This is a genomic window from Nodularia harveyana UHCC-0300, assembly GCF_034931085.1.
Classification (GTDB): domain Bacteria; phylum Cyanobacteriota; class Cyanobacteriia; order Cyanobacteriales; family Nostocaceae; genus Nodularia; species Nodularia harveyana.
Window position 1 is genome coordinate 45,454 of record NZ_JAYGHG010000017.1, and the last position, 14,834, is coordinate 60,287.

Sequence of the window (14,834 nt, forward strand, 5' to 3'; positions counted from 1 at the left end):
TCTGAATTTACTCGTAGAGGTAGGGAACAGGGAACAGGGATAGGACTTACGCATAATCTACATTTTCTTGGCGTTCTTGGCGGCTTGGCGGTTCGATAAATCAAGATTTTTGGAATTGTTGCGTAAGTCCTGAAGGAATCAAGATATACGGAGTTTTGTATCGCTACGCGACGCAAGCTATCAAAAATCAAATAGGAGTTCTATATAGACATAAATATTAGTAAATTAATATATAGATTTCATGCGATTTCGGTAACAAATTGGAGTTCTTGGCGCAACCTCTGGAGTAAATCTAAAGTTTGTTGGTGGGAAATGGTTTTTCCTTGGTTTTTAAAGTAATCAGATGCTTGTTTGAGGTCTGCGATCGCCTGTTGATGATACCCTAAACGATATTCAGCGATCGCCCGATTCAAATAAGCTGGCGCATGACTAGGATTAAGTTTAATTACTTGGGAAAAATTATTAATTGCACTGAGATGATCGTTATTTCTCCCATCAGCACAACCACGATTAAAATAAGCGCGATCATCCTGGGGATTTTGGCGAATAGCCCGATTAAAGTCCAGGATCGCGGCTGGGAAGTTTTGTAAAATTAGATGAGCTAAACCTCTGTCATTGTATACATCGGCCAGCCAGGAACTTGTATTGGGGGGAATTTGAGTTAAGGCTAAATTGTAATTAGCGATCGCCTCGGTGTAATTTCCCGCACCTGCATAGGCTAAACCACGATTATAGTAAGCTCGAAAATCAACGGGATGAAGTGCGATCGCATAGTTATAATCAGCAATGGCGGCGGGATCATCCCCTTGTCTGTAGTATGCTATGCCTCTATTCAAATAGGCTTCAAAGTTCTGTGGTGCTAAATTTATGGCTTGATTACAATGTGTAATTGCTTGGTGGTAATCTTGTAATTCCAGATCAGCCAAACAGCGATCGCCTAAAGCCAAATTTTCCCCTTGCTTAAAATTCTCGATATCCTGTTGATCATTCCCACTCTGCACATTATTTCTACCAAAACTTAACAACTCACTTCCTGCCACTTGGGTATTGACAATAGGTAACGAGTATGCATTATTGCCAGCAAAATTCAGTACCATAGCCAGCAATAAACACAGAAATAATCGCCACAAATCAATCATAAGCATCCTAGTTGAGAGTTTCGGCAGCAGTAACCATCAGGGGTAAAATAACTATTTAACTCGGTGCGTCAGGAATCAATCCCGAACGCACCAAAAAACTTAATAACTACCAGCCTTTCTCAGCTTGTTCCAATACATAAGCAGCCACATCTGCCGCTTGTTCTGGTTTTAAGCGACCTTGAAACATAGGCATAGCATTTTTACCATTTGTCACCTGAGTAACAATTGCCTCCTGTGAGTACATACCGTACTTTTCTAAGTCGCTCTTACTTAAACTTTTATTAGCTTGAACCAGATTTTTACCACCGACATGACAACTAGCACAATTAGCACCAAATATTTTGGCTCCATTGGCTGTATCTGATGCTAAAGCTGGGCTACTAAAGGCAAAGGTGAAGATGGTTATGCCTAAAAGTAGCAGGGAAATAATTTTTCTCATTGCGTGTTCTCTCTGCAAAACGGCTGACTTGGTACAATACCAATGATTATTGTCAGTCGAATTAATTGCCCAAGTCAAACGACAAGCTGTCAAACTTCATTATTCTTAAGTTTTATTTGCTAATTGCTGCATCCCGTCTTCTGTCACTCGGCAAATGCGCCAATCATCTAAAATAGTCGCCCCCATACTGCGATAAAATGCCTGTGCGGATTCATTCCAATCCAATACACTCCACTCCAAGCGTCCACAATTGCGTTCTACAGCTATTTGGGCTAATTTAGACAAAAGAGCTTTGCCAATCCCTTGACGGCGATATTCTGGTAAAACAAACAAATCTTCCAAATAAATACCAGGCTTAGTTAAAAAGGTAGAATAATTAGAAAAAAACAGGGCAAACCCCACAGCTTGCCCTGCATACTCTGCTAATATGGCTTCAACATACTTTGGTGAGCCAAATAAATGCTCGTGAAGATCCAAAGCATTCCCTGTGACGGCGTGAGATAATTTTTCGTATTCAGCTAGTCCTTTAATTAAATCAAATAGTGCTTCGCTATCAGCTGGTTCAGCAAAACGCAAAATCAAATCGCTACGAGAAATCATTAGTCCGTCATCCATAATCCACAGTCCATAGTTTATAGTCAATCGTGTCAAATTTCTGACTAAAAATTAATAACTACAGATATAATTCAGAACTTAGAGAACATCAAAAAAATCATTAAGGTCGTGGACAGCTTAAAGTAGTGCATTATGTTTCAGTTGTGGAACAGGCATCTGACTTGTTCTGGGGGGACTAGGCTCAGTACAAGTCTAGTCGAAGTATGCCCACTCCACAATATTGAGTCATCCACCTTGACCCAAAACAATTACGAATTACGAATTACGAATTACGAATTACGAATTACGAATTACGAACTACGAATTAAATTAACCATCCCTTTAAGCGCTTGGCGATATGAGGACGGCGTAACTTTCGCATAGCCTTACTTTGAATTTGTCGGACTCGTTCACGGGACAAATTGAACATATTTCCGACTTCTTCTAAAGTACAGGGTTCGCTGGTGGTCAAACCGTAGCGCAAAGAAATCACATCTTTTTCCCGTGGAGTGAGGACATCTCCCAAAACATCCCAAATTTCCTGACGCATCATGTTTTCATTCATTTTTGCTTCAGGAGATAAGTTATCCTCATCTTCTAGCAAATCCATGAGTTCTGTGTCTTCCTCTTTACCTACACGGTGGTTGAGAGAAAGAGCTTGTCGCCGCAGCTGTTGTAATTGGCGCAGTTGTTGGACGCTAATTTCCAAAGCTTCGGCCATTTCGGCTTCGTTGGGATTGCGACAGAGTTTTTGTTTGAGTTCTCGTTGGGCTTTTTTCAGCTTGTTAAGTTTTTCAACAATGTGGATGGGTAAACGGATAGTACGCGCATCATTGGCGATCGCCCGCGTAATTGCTTGTCTAATCCACCAGTAAGCGTAAGTAGAAAACTTATAACCTTTATCGGGATCAAATTTTTCTGTAGCCCGGTTTAAACCCATTGCGCCTTCTTGAATTAAATCCAGAAAAGGTACGCCTCGATTCAGGTATCTTTTAGCAATTGATACTACCAATCTCAGGTTAGAGCGAATCATTTTGCGTTTCGCTACTCGACCTTGATATAGACGACTTTCTAATTGCTTTTCTGTGATTTCTAGGTGTTCGGCTACTTGTAATTTACTCGCTGGCTGTCCCAGTTCTAACTCCAAAGCAGCTTGTATTTCCCTAAATTCCTCCAGAAACCGGACTCGCCGCGCTAACTCTACCTCTTCTTCGGGTTTTAACAACGGATAACGCGCCATTTCCTTGAAAAACGCGCCTACAGCATCATCATGCTCAGTTTTATTGTATCCTGAAGGCCGTGCTGCCGCCATTTGATCCCCATCACGTTCATCTGATTCTAGATTTTCCATGATTGGGGGTTCCGACTCTATCACTGGTTCTAATATTTCCAGTGAATCTTCTTCTGGCTCGATAGTAGTTTCCAGTATTTCCATTGTTCCCAATTCAGCAATGTTCATAGTTTCCTTTAGGGATTTTTGCTTTGTTTGGTACATAATTTAGTGACAGCCGCTTCCTTGAAGCTTGGTAGTTTTCCCTAAGAAACAAATGCACCCCTTTGTCAGAAAAATACATCTTTTTGCTAATTGCTTATTCATTAGTGAAAATCATGCCCTCGCTGTCATTTTTTTGGCTCCTGCTAGATAGAACCTCTAACAAATACTGGTTTCTGCACCCAAAAACTATCTTCTCAGGTTCCAACAGAGATATTCCTTATTTTTTTCTTAATACCCAAACTTGTCAAATGCCCTCAACCTTTATCCAGCTTAACAAATATAAAAAACTCAAGTAAATACCCCTCTAGCTTAAATCTTTTACAAGATACATAAGTTTTTAAGCTTGATCGGTGAGAAATTATTACAGAAATCATAGTCTGGGTTTGGGTTTAAGGCTTAGTTTATAAAGCTTTCTAAAGGACATGGGTTGACTAGTCTATCTTTCTGAAATAATTTATTTGTATAAAAGCATCTCATATACACAAAGGATTGAATATCTATCAAGGGGCTGAAAAAAATTATGTCCTATTTAGTAATTAGTCAGACTATTTTAGGCATCTCAGGAAAGATAACTAGATTTTTTATGTCGGACTTTAAATATTTATGCCATGTCTTGTTAAAACAAAATTGTCTGGTAAATTACATAAGAGGAAACTTATCAAGTATTATCTGAAATAAAAGTATTATCAATTACATTTTACCTCTAAAAAATAAAAATCTTTTATGAAGCTGATTTAACTCTAAATAGCTAAGTGAAAGTGAACAACATATTTCTCCAAATAATAGTGAAAAGATGTATAAAAATAGCATGAAATTACTGGATTCAATAGTGGCTGAAGCAGGAGAAACATACCAGTCGGAAAGTGTGCAGCACTGGATTGAAGTGCTAGTTGACTGCCCAGGAACCACGGGATTATTTACCTATCGCTTACCAAAGCAGTTAAAAATCAAACCTGGTGATATTTTAAGTGTACCCTTTGGGACTCAAAAAGTCGGTGCGATCGCCATTCGTTTATTGACAGAACTAAATGTTGATTTACCACCAGAAAAAATCAAGGAAGTTGAAGATATAGTCAGCCCAGGTTTCTTTCCCACCACTTATTGGGAATTATTAAATCGAGTGGCTGTATATTACTATACGCCTTTAATTCAGGTGATCCGGGTGGCATTACCGCCGGGGTTATTAGGGCGCTCTCAACGTCGTATCCGCTTGATTTCAGATGAAGAAATTCCCTCATCTTTAACTTTTCTCACTCCTCCAGCCCAACAAGTATTTAACCTTTTACAAAGTCAAACAGCAGGAGATTATAGCTTCATATACTTACAACAAAAAGTCAAAACAGCCTACAAAGGTGTACGGGAATTGTTACGATTTGGGTTAGTAGAAAGTTACTTAGAACCACCGCGACTAAATCGCCCCAAGTTACAAAAAGCTGTCACCTTAATTGGTTCCGTTGATAGTGATTTAACAACTCGTCAACGAGAAATTTTAGAAGTATTGCGGCGACGGGGCGGAGAATTATGGCAGACTGAATTACTGCAAATTTGTCATGCTAGTTCTTCCACCCTGAAGACGATCGCACAAAAAGGTTACATTGTCATTGAAGACAAAGAAGTATTGCGAACAGAACAGGGTGTAGCATTAATTGCAGATTCACCGAAAACTTTAAATCCTCACCAAGCAAACGCCTTAACAACCATAGAAGCTTTGAAAGGATTTGCTCAAGTCTTGTTACATGGGATTACAGGTTCAGGCAAAACAGAGGTATATTTACAGGCGATCGCACCCCTAATTAACCAAGGAAAATCCGCCCTAGTTCTAGTTCCGGAAATTGGACTCACCCCCCAGCTAACAGACCGTTTCCGCGCTCGTTTCGGTGGTAAAGTCAGCGTTTATCACAGCGCCCTTTCTGACGGTGAACGGTATGATACTTGGCGACAAATGCTCACCGGGGAACCCCAAATTGTCATTGGAACTCGTAGCGCCATTTTCGCACCCTTACCCAATTTAGGTTTAATCATCTTAGACGAAGAACACGACAGCAGTTTTAAACAAGATTCCCCCATCCCCACCTACAACGCCCGCACAGTCGCCCAATGGCGAGCCGAATTAGAAAATTGTCCGTTAATTCTCGGTTCCGCCACCCCTTCCTTAGAAAGTTGGGTAAATCTCACAAACGCTTCAATATCCACGGATACAGCAGACCTAACCTCTCTTCCCTACAAGGGAATGGGAGAAAATGAAACTAACTCCCCTTTCCTAACAGGAGAGGGGTTGGGGGAGAGGTTAACCCACACCTACTACCTTTCCCTCCCCGAACGCATCAACTCCCGTCCGTTACCACCGGTGGAGTTAGTAGATATGCGTTTGGAGTTACAGCAGGGAAATCGTTCTATATTTAGTAGGTCACTACAAGCAGCGTTACATCAGCTACAAGAGAAGCAACAACAGGGAATTTTATTTATTCATCGCCGGGGACACAGTACTTTTGTGTCTTGTCGTAGTTGCGGCTATGTGATGGAATGTCCCCATTGTGATGTGTCGCTATCCTATCACCAGACTGAAGAAGGAGCGCCGCAATTATTACGCTGTCATTATTGTAATTATGTGCGATCGCATCCCCCACAATGTCCTGAATGCGGTTCACCTTATTTAAAATTCTTTGGTAGCGGGACTCAGCGCGTCGCTCAAGAATTAGCAAAACAGTTTCCCCAATTGAGTTATATTCGGTTTGATAGTGATACCACCCGTAATAAAGGCTCACATCGTCACCTGCTGACTGAATTTGCTAATGGTGCAGCCCATTTATTAATAGGAACACAAATGATTACCAAAGGTTTAGACTTACCCCAGGTGACACTTGTGGGTGTAGTTTCTGCTGATGGTTTACTACATTTATCAGATTATCGCGCCAGTGAACGAGCTTTTCAAACTTTAACTCAAGTAGCGGGACGTGCGGGGAGAGGGGATGATCCCGGTCGGGTAATTATGCAGACTTATACCCCAGAGCATCCAGTCATTGGGGCGGTACAACAACATGATTATCAGTCTTTTTCCGAAACTGAATTAGAAGAACGCCAAGCGCTCAATTATCCCCCCTATGGACGGTTAATTTTATTGCGCTTGAGTAGTTTAGATCCCATTCAAGTCCAAAACACAGCGCAAATTATCGCCACGGCTTTAAGTTCTAGCGAGGGATTTGATATTCTCGGCCCAGCCCCAGCTAGTATAGTGCGGGTAGCTAACCGTTATCGTTGGCAAATATTGCTCAAGTTTGATCCCCAGACTTTACCAAATTTACCTGATTGGGATTATGTGCGATCGCTTTGTCCTGATTCTGTCAGTTTAACTCTAGATGTAGACCCATTAAATATCATGTAAATTTTAGTAGAGACATTTCATAAAACGTCTCTACAGGAGTGGTAACTGTAATGTGTTTAAATCCTAAATGGAATCTTCCCCAGTCCATATTTCATTGATATTAACCATCCACGGTATACCTTCATTCACTGGAGAACTAACACTAATTTTCCCTTGGTTAGTAAATCCTTTCAACTTATCGGCTAAATAAGGAACAGTTGTCATAATATGCTGATAACTGGGAATATCATGACAGACCAAAATTAACATGAGAATGCCGCTATTTACCTTGAAATACCAGTGACAACTGGATAACAAAATACGTACATTACGCTTACACCCTAAGAAAAAGCTTTTTTTAGTAGCTTCTTCTAATTGCGTTAGCCAAATCCCACTCATTTGCATTGTTTTATTAGATGGCAAATCATCGGGAGATAAATATGGTTGATACATAGTAACTCTGGCATTATTCAAAAGAGTTAAAACCTCAAGGAAGCTGAATGGTTGTCAGATAATTACCTAAGCATAAAATTCAACTTCTCAGTTACGCCAGACCACATGACGTTTTAATTTAACGTCCGTTCACCCCTTCATAAACTTTATATAATCGACAATATCTTATTGCTAATTTTCCTCATATTTATTTAGCAATTAATCCATATAAGTTAACATTAGTCATTAGTCAATCAATTTTAGATTTTAGATTTTAGATTTTGGATTAGACTACAATCTAAAATCGCTTTCTCCAAAATCCAAAATTCTTTACTCCCCACACTTAGCACACTTACCAAACTCCACCTCAAATACAGCTTCACAGGGAAATGATGATCAAATTTATGAAAAGGCTCAAAAGATTGTTACCCAAGAAGCTTACGCCTCAAGGTCAATATGTCATATAATTTTTAGCTAACTTTGATTTGATTTGAGGACTTTGGATAATATTTAGTGTCAATATATACAAAATTCATAATTAATGTCATAAATATATCTTATTTTATTAGATAGTTACCATTAGCAAATTTGCGGTTTTTATTGTATAACCAAGTCATATTAACCAGTAATATGAGCATAAAATTTACGTATTTTTGACTGAAAGTTGAGAAAGAATATGAAAAATAGTAATAAGATCCAAAAAAAATTGATTGAGGTTATAGATAGGAGAAATTACGCAACTGCTCGTGATCTAATCTTCGAGTAATTTGTTTAATATGTGTAAATTTTATCATTCAACTAGAATTGAATACTAAATAGATGGGACAAGGTTTTTTGCAAATCAGCTTCACGCTGTGTATTGCGATCGCAATCGTGCCAATTTTGGGAAGATACATGGCGCGTGTGTTCTTGGGAGAAAGAACAATACTTGACTTCTTAATGAACCCCATAGAACGGAGTTTTTTCGTTTTAGCAGGTGTTCGGACTAAAGATGATTTGACAGCTTGGCAATATATTCGGGCAGTATTGTACAGTAACCTGATTATGGGTATTTTAGTATACTTGCTCATCTTTTATCAGAGATTACTACCCTGGAATCCCAATAGCTTTGATGCGCCTAGCTGGGATATATTACTGCACACAGTTGTTTCATTTATCACGAATACTGGGCAGCAACACTACTCCGGGGAAACAACCTTGAGTTATTTTAGCCAAGTAGCAGCTGTGGGCTTTTTGATGTTCACCTCAGCCGCCACCGGTTTAGCGGTAGGAATTGCGTTTATTCGAGGCTTGACAGGCAAAAAACTGGGTAACTTTTACGTCGATCTGACCCGTGCTATCACCAGAATATTATTACCTATTTCAATCATAGGGGCGATCGCCTTAGTGATCTGTGGTGTCCCCCAAACATTAGATGGAACCCTAGTAGTGCAAACCTTAGAGGGCAGAACACAATATATTCCTAGAGGGCCAGTTGCCTCCTTTGAGATGATTAAAATGTTGGGTGATAACGGCGGCGGTTTTTTTGGCGTTAACTCAGCCCACCCCTATGAAAACCCCAATGGTGCGGCTAATTTAATCGAAATCATCGCCATGATTGCCATTCCCACATCCTTAATTTACACCTACGGCATATTTGCTAAAAATATCAAACAGGCTTGGCTGTTATTCTGGATGGTATTTGTCGTCTTTGTCATTCTGATTTCCGTAACAGTGAGCGCAGAACAACAAGGTAATCTGCTGATTAACGGCACATTGGGATTAGAACAAGCGAATTTAGAGGGTAAAGAAATTCGACTCGGTGCAGTACAAACAGCACTTTGGGCAGTCATAACTACTGCTACCGCTTGCGGTGCTGTGAACGGGATGCATGATTCCTTGATGCCAGAAGGACTATTTTCGACTTTATTTAACTTATTTCTGCGGATGATTTGGGGAGGACAGGGAATTGGCACAGCTTACCTATTTATTTATCTGATTTTGACCGTATTTTTGGCGGGGTTAATCGTCGGAGGTACACCAGAATTTTTAGGACGTAAAATTGAACGCCGAGAAATCATCCTGGCGAGTTTGGTGCTGCTGATTTATCCCATTGTGGTTTTAATTCCCAGTGCCATTACATTGGCTTATCCTCTCTCCCTATCTGGAATTACCAACCCTGGTTTTCACGGCATTTCCCAAGTAGTTTATGAGTATGCCTCAGCTGGTGCAAACAATGGCTCTGGTTTAAAGGGATTAAATAACACCACGCTATGGTGGAATTTAAGTACTTGTTTCAGTATGTTTGCTGGGCGCTACATTCCGATGATGGCCATTTTACTCTTATCTGAGGGTATGTCTCGTAAACCCTTAATCCAAGCTACCCCCAGCAGCTTCAAAACAGATTCGCTATTATTTACCACTGCTACAGCTGGATTAGTGGTAATTCTGGGAATGTTGGCTTTCTTTCCCGTCTTGATTTTAGGCCCCATTGCCGAAGGTTTTAAACTAGCCGCCGGTAGTTAAGTGTGGGGAGTGTGGGAGGTGTGGGGAGTATTTTAGATTGCAGTATAATCCAAAATCCAAAATCTAAAATCTAAAATTGAATGACCAATGACCAATGACTAAATAAAATGAACGTTGCACCTACCTCTGAAGCTAAATCATCAAATTTTAGTGCTGGCGATCGCCGCCTAGCCCTGAAAAAAGCGAAAATGAACACTACAAGACTGTATCTCAGAGCCATCAGAGATGCTTTTATTAAGCTGCATCCCCAGTATGCAATTAAAAATCCAGTCATGTTTTTGGTTTGGCTAGGGACACTTATCACCCTAGTATTCACCATTGCTCCCAACTTATTAGGGTCAGCCCCAGAGAATCACCCCCAACTTTTTAACGGCTTATTAACAGGAATTTTATTTCTCACAGTTTGGCTGGCTAATTTTGCCGAAGCATTAGCCGAAGGAAGGGGTAAAGCCCAAGCCGATGCCTTACGAGCCAACAAATCAAAAACAATTGTCAAAAAACTGGCAGCCGATGGCACAATTTCCGAAGTTTCTTCCACCACCCTCAAACAAGGTGACACCATCTACTTAGTCGCCGGGGATATCATTCCTGCTGATGGCAAAGTGATCATGGGTGTAGCCTCGGTGGATGAATCAGCTATTACCGGGGAAACAGTCCCCATTCTTAAAGAATCAGGGCCGAATGTTGCCGGTTCGGTGATCGGTAGTACGCGGATTCTTTCCGATGAACTGATTATCCGCCTCACAGCTGACCCAGATCAAGGGTTTATTGATCAAATGATTATTTTATTAGAGGGGAAAAAACGCCGCAAAACACCCAATGAAATTACTTTGACACTCTTACTCACAGTTTTGAGCTTAGTCTGTCTCTTGGTTGTGGTTACTTTAGCCGTATTTGCTTACTATGTCCAAATTCCCCTCAGCCCGCCAATTTTGATCGCCCTATTAGTAGCGCTGATTCCCACTACCATCGGCGGATTATTAAGTACCATTGGCATTGCTGGAATGGATAGAGTTGCCCAGCTTAATATTATTGCCAGTTCTGGAGCAGCAATAGAAACCTGTGGCGATGTCAATACCCTGATTCTCGACAAAACAGGCACAATCACTTTGGGAAATCGCTTGGCTGAAGAGTTTATCCCCCTGAATGGCTACTCATTACAGGAAATGGCTAAGATTGCTTTGACTGCCAGTGTTTTTGATGATACACCTGAAGGTAAATCAATTATCCGCATGGCACAAAACTATGGCGGAGGATTTGATTTTGATTCCAACCAAGCCGTGGGGGTGGAATTTTCCGAGACTACCCGGATGAGTGGTACAAACCTGCCTGGGGGACGTGAAGCCCGTAAGGGAGCAGTAGGTGCAATTAGAGAATTTATCCGTCTCCGCAATGGACAGGAACCCCCAGAACTAAATGCTGCTTATGAAAGGATTTGCCAGCAAGGAGGTACACCTCTAGCAGTTTGTCTAGATAACGAAATTTATGGTCTGATTTATCTGAAAGATATTATTAAACCCGGTATCCGTGAGCGTTTTCAGCAGTTACGCCAGATGGGAATCAATTCTATTATGCTGACTGGCGACAACCAAATTACCGCATCTGTGATTGCTAAAGAAGCCGGGGTGAATAATTTTATTGCTGAAGCTACACCAGAGGATAAAGTCAGCGTTATTCAGAGACAACAAGCCGGAGGACAAGTGGTGGTCATGACAGGAGACGGCACTAATGATGCTCCTGCACTTGCAAAAGCAAATGTTGGCGTTGTCATGAATACAGGTACTCCAGCCGCTAAAGAAGCCGCTAACATCATTGATTTGGATTCTGATCCCACGAAGCTGATCGATATCATGAGTATTGGTAAACAATTACTAATTACTCGTGGGGTTTTAACTATATTTTCCCTGGCTAATAGTATTGCCACATACTTTGCAATTATCCCTTTGATCTTGGTTGATGCTAATCTACAAAGTTTGAATATCATCAATTTGTCTAGCACTAATTCGGCTGTATTATCGACACTTATTTATAATGCTTTGATTATTCCGGCTTTTATTCCTTTGGTTTTGAAAGGTGTACAGTTAAAGTCTTTGACAGCTAATGAACTGTTACAACGCCATCTGGTAATTTATGGTTTGGGTGGGCTACTTATACCCTTTATCGCTATTAAATTAATAGATGTGCTAATTGCTATTACAGGGATAGTTTAGAAATTCGCAGTTATAGCAACCGCCAAAGATTTTATGACAGAACAAGATAATTAAACCCTGACAATTAGCGAGTTTCGAGCCTATTCCCGGACACTGAGCGGCTTGTACTGAGCGAAGTCGAAGTAAGCCGAAGTGCTATTCCCTATTCCCTGTTCCCTGTTCCCTGCTATATAGAAAATTTTATGACTTTTATTCGAGAAAGTATCACTGCTATTCGCATGACTCTGGTGCTGTGGTTAATAACGGCAATGATCTATCCTTTAGCAATTTTAATCGTGGGGGAAGCCTTTTTTCCATTTCAAGCTAATGGCAGCGTCTTGTTGAATGTAGAAGCACAAGCAATTGGTTCTACTTTAATTGGTCAGACGTTTACATCGGATGCTTATTTTCACGGTCGCCCCAGTGCTGTGAGATATAGCCAAGGAGAACAGGCTAGCCCCACTGGTATCTCTGGTGCTAGTAATCTGGCTCCTAGTAATCCAGCACTGCTAGAGCGAATTATGGAAGAAGCAAATGAATTACAAGAGGAGAACATTCAACCCCTGGCGGAGTTGATTTATAGTTCTGGTTCTGGCTTAGACCCACATATTTCGCTGAGAGCAACCTTCCAGCAGCTGAGTCGAGTGGCTGGCGCTCGTAATATTGAAGAGGATGAGATACTACGTTTAATTAATCTCTATACTGATAGAAGATTTTTGTGGATTTTTGGTGAGCCAGGAGTGAATCTGCTGCGATTGAATTATGCTCTTGATTTGCAAGATGTTAACCGATTATAAACAGCAAAAATGAATCAGGTGGACTATCTCCGAATTAGCCTTATCGATCGCTGCAATTTTCGTTGTCAGTACTGTATGCCAGAGGGGGTAGAATTTGATTATCTCCTGAAGGAACAATTATTAACTAATCAGGAGTTTCTGAGGCTGATTGAAGAGGTATTTATACCTGTGGGTTTTACGCGGTTTCGGTTGACGGGTGGGGAACCGTTGCTTCGTCCTGGTGTTGCGGAGTTGGTGGGGGCGATCGCATCTTTACCCCAAACTCAAGACATCTCCATAACTACCAATGGCTTTTTATTAGCCCCCCAAGCCCAAAACCTCTATGATGCTGGTTTACGGCGGATAAATATTAGCCTGGATTCTCTAGATTCAGACACCTTTAACCAAATGATCGGGAATGGTGGGCGATCGCGTTGGGAACAGGTTTGGGAAGGGATTCAAGCGGCTTATGGCGTAGGCTTTGACCCTCTAAAGCTGAATGTAGTGGTGATTCCTGGGGTGAATGATCATGAAATTCTGGATTTAGCGGCGTTAACAATTGACAAACGGTGGCACGTCAGGTTTATTGAGTTTATGCCGATTGGGAATGGGGATTTTTTTGGCGATCGCGGTTGGATATCTTCCGAAGAATTGCGCCAACGTATCCGCGATCGCTGGGGCTTGACAACATCTCAAGTTTGTGGGGCTGGCCCTGCTGATGTCTTTCAAATTCCCGGCGCGAAGGGAACCCTGGGATTTATTAGTCAAATGTCAGAATGTTTTTGCGATCGCTGTAACCGGATGCGCTTATCTGCTGATGGTTGGTTGCGTCCCTGTTTACTCAATGAAGCTGGACAAATTGATTTAAAAACGGCGCTACGTGCTGGTACTAGCACCGACCAACTACAAGAACAAGTCAGACAGTTATTAGCAATTAAGCCAGATATTAACTTTAAAGAGCGCGACTCTGGTACTACCGGTGTTTACAGCCGTACTATGTCCCAAATTGGTGGTTAATAGAAGAGGCAGGGTGTGGGAGTGTGGGAGGTGTGGGGAGTGTGGGGAGTGTGGGAGGTGTGGGAGTGTGGGAGGTGTGGGGAATGTGGGGGAAAGATTTCCAATACCGAATACCCAATACCCAGTCCATAAAAAAACTCCCCTCTCCTGAGTCAGGAAAGGGGCTGGGGTAAGTATATAGTTAAATAACTAGGCTTGACGTGAGTAGTATTCCACAACAAGTAGTTCATTCACTTGTAAAGCTACCCATTCTCTCTCAATGACGCTGTTAACTTTACCAGTCAACTTAGCTTTGTCAAATTCCAGATGACTGGGGAGATTAGCTAAACCAGGATATTGTAAATTGGCTTCTACTAACTTCCGAGAAGCTTCGCGGTCTCTGATTGCAACTACTTCACCGGGACGACATTGGTAACTAGCAATATCAACTCGCTTACCATTAACTGTTACATGGCCGTGATTTACCAACTGACGAGCTGCTGGAATGGTGGGAGCCATACCCAAGCGAAAAACGGTATTATCCAAGCGCATTTCTAGCATTTGGAGCAGCACTTGTCCGGTAGAACCAGTCACGCGTCTAGCTTTACGCACGTAACGTAACAGTTGCTTTTCGGTTAAACCGTAGTTCATCCGAATCTTTTGCTTTTCTTCTAAACGAACTCCATACTCAGAACGTTTTTTACGGTTCTGACCATGTTGGCCTGGTGGATAGGCTCGTCTAGCAGTTTTACGACTTAATCCTGGCAATTCGCCTAAGCGACGTACAATTCTGAGGCGTGGCCCTCTGTATCGGGACATGAGTTTCCTTAATCTAATCCTGTTAACTTTTAACTAGACATTCAATTTTGACACTTTCCTGATTATAAATCAGGAAATTCTTGGTTATG

Annotated in this window: 11 protein-coding genes; 5 read left to right on the forward strand and 6 right to left on the reverse strand. The window is 41.3% G+C overall.

Annotation, left to right across the window (positions count from 1 at the left end; all coding sequences use genetic code 11):
* Nucleotides 1-239: 239 nt before the first annotated feature.
* The 4 genes from VB620_RS11785 to VB620_RS11800 all read right to left on the reverse strand — a co-directional run bounded on the left by VB620_RS11785 (nt 240) and on the right by VB620_RS11800 (nt 3,667).
* On the reverse strand, nt 240-1,139 hold the full coding sequence (locus tag VB620_RS11785; protein ID WP_323196344.1) for a tetratricopeptide repeat protein: 900 nt from the start codon (nt 1,137-1,139) through the stop codon (nt 240-242).
* A gap of 106 nt (nt 1,140-1,245) precedes the next feature.
* The gene (petJ, locus tag VB620_RS11790; RefSeq protein ID WP_323196345.1) at nt 1,246-1,578 is read right to left on the reverse strand and encodes a cytochrome c6 PetJ; all 333 of its coding nucleotides are present in this window, start codon (nt 1,576-1,578) and stop codon (nt 1,246-1,248) included.
* Between the two features lie 105 nt (nt 1,579-1,683).
* Nucleotides 1,684-2,178 (reverse strand): GNAT family N-acetyltransferase, encoded by a 495-nt coding sequence (locus tag VB620_RS11795; RefSeq protein ID WP_323196369.1) that lies wholly within the window; start codon nt 2,176-2,178, stop codon nt 1,684-1,686.
* Nucleotides 2,179-2,497: 319 nt separating this feature from the next.
* Nucleotides 2,498-3,667 (reverse strand): RpoD/SigA family RNA polymerase sigma factor, encoded by a 1,170-nt coding sequence (locus VB620_RS11800; RefSeq protein WP_323196346.1) that lies wholly within the window; start codon nt 3,665-3,667, stop codon nt 2,498-2,500.
* Nucleotides 3,668-4,460: 793 nt separating this feature from the next.
* Between VB620_RS11800 and priA the strand changes: the two genes are divergently transcribed.
* Nucleotides 4,461-7,049, forward strand: coding sequence for a primosomal protein N' (gene priA, locus VB620_RS11805; protein WP_323196347.1), 2,589 nt, complete (start codon nt 4,461-4,463; stop codon nt 7,047-7,049).
* A 63-nt stretch (nt 7,050-7,112) separates the two neighbouring features.
* Here the strand turns inward: priA and VB620_RS11810 are convergent, their stop codons facing one another.
* Nucleotides 7,113-7,481 (reverse strand): hypothetical protein, encoded by a 369-nt coding sequence (locus VB620_RS11810; protein ID WP_323196348.1) that lies wholly within the window; start codon nt 7,479-7,481, stop codon nt 7,113-7,115.
* Nucleotides 7,482-8,279: 798 nt separating this feature from the next.
* On the opposite strand from VB620_RS11810, the gene kdpA reads away from it, so the two are divergent.
* The 4 genes from kdpA to moaA all read left to right on the forward strand — a co-directional run bounded on the left by kdpA (nt 8,280) and on the right by moaA (nt 13,947).
* The gene (kdpA, locus tag VB620_RS11815; RefSeq protein ID WP_323196349.1) at nt 8,280-9,965 is read left to right on the forward strand and encodes a potassium-transporting ATPase subunit KdpA; all 1,686 of its coding nucleotides are present in this window, start codon (nt 8,280-8,282) and stop codon (nt 9,963-9,965) included.
* A 107-nt stretch (nt 9,966-10,072) separates the two neighbouring features.
* On the forward strand, nt 10,073-12,175 hold the full coding sequence (gene kdpB / locus VB620_RS11820) for a potassium-transporting ATPase subunit KdpB (RefSeq protein ID WP_323196350.1): 2,103 nt from the start codon (nt 10,073-10,075) through the stop codon (nt 12,173-12,175).
* Between the two features lie 182 nt (nt 12,176-12,357).
* Nucleotides 12,358-12,951, forward strand: a complete 594-nt coding sequence (kdpC, locus tag VB620_RS11825) for a K(+)-transporting ATPase subunit C (RefSeq protein WP_323196351.1) — start codon at nt 12,358-12,360, stop codon at nt 12,949-12,951.
* A gap of 9 nt (nt 12,952-12,960) precedes the next feature.
* Entirely contained in the window at nt 12,961-13,947 is a 987-nt protein-coding gene (gene moaA / locus VB620_RS11830; RefSeq protein ID WP_323196352.1) for a GTP 3',8-cyclase MoaA, read from the forward strand.
* Nucleotides 13,948-14,136: 189 nt separating this feature from the next.
* Here moaA and rpsD read toward each other — a convergent pair whose 3' ends face one another.
* A complete protein-coding gene (rpsD, locus tag VB620_RS11835) occupies nt 14,137-14,745 on the reverse strand; it encodes a 30S ribosomal protein S4 (protein WP_323196353.1) in 609 nt (202 codons plus the stop codon).
* Nucleotides 14,746-14,834 lie beyond the last annotated feature (89 nt).

Excerpts from the sequence above, each read along its gene's own strand:
- petJ (WP_323196345.1), bottom strand. The coding sequence starts at position 1,578 with ATGAGAAAAATTATTTCCCTGCTACTTTTAGGCATAACCATCTTCACC.
- priA (WP_323196347.1), top strand. The coding sequence starts at position 4,461 with ATGTATAAAAATAGCATGAAATTACTGGATTCAATAGTGGCTGAAGCA.
- VB620_RS11800 (WP_323196346.1), bottom strand. The coding sequence starts at position 3,667 with ATGTACCAAACAAAGCAAAAATCCCTAAAGGAAACTATGAACATTGCT.
- kdpC (WP_323196351.1), top strand. The coding sequence starts at position 12,358 with ATGACTTTTATTCGAGAAAGTATCACTGCTATTCGCATGACTCTGGTG.
- kdpA (WP_323196349.1), top strand. The coding sequence starts at position 8,280 with ATGGGACAAGGTTTTTTGCAAATCAGCTTCACGCTGTGTATTGCGATC.
- moaA (WP_323196352.1), top strand. The coding sequence starts at position 12,961 with ATGAATCAGGTGGACTATCTCCGAATTAGCCTTATCGATCGCTGCAAT.
- VB620_RS11785 (WP_323196344.1), bottom strand. The coding sequence starts at position 1,139 with ATGATTGATTTGTGGCGATTATTTCTGTGTTTATTGCTGGCTATGGTA.
- rpsD (WP_323196353.1), bottom strand. The coding sequence starts at position 14,745 with ATGTCCCGATACAGAGGGCCACGCCTCAGAATTGTACGTCGCTTAGGC.
- kdpB (WP_323196350.1), top strand. The coding sequence starts at position 10,073 with ATGAACGTTGCACCTACCTCTGAAGCTAAATCATCAAATTTTAGTGCT.
- VB620_RS11810 (WP_323196348.1), bottom strand. The coding sequence starts at position 7,481 with ATGTATCAACCATATTTATCTCCCGATGATTTGCCATCTAATAAAACA.
- VB620_RS11795 (WP_323196369.1), bottom strand. The coding sequence starts at position 2,178 with ATGATTTCTCGTAGCGATTTGATTTTGCGTTTTGCTGAACCAGCTGAT.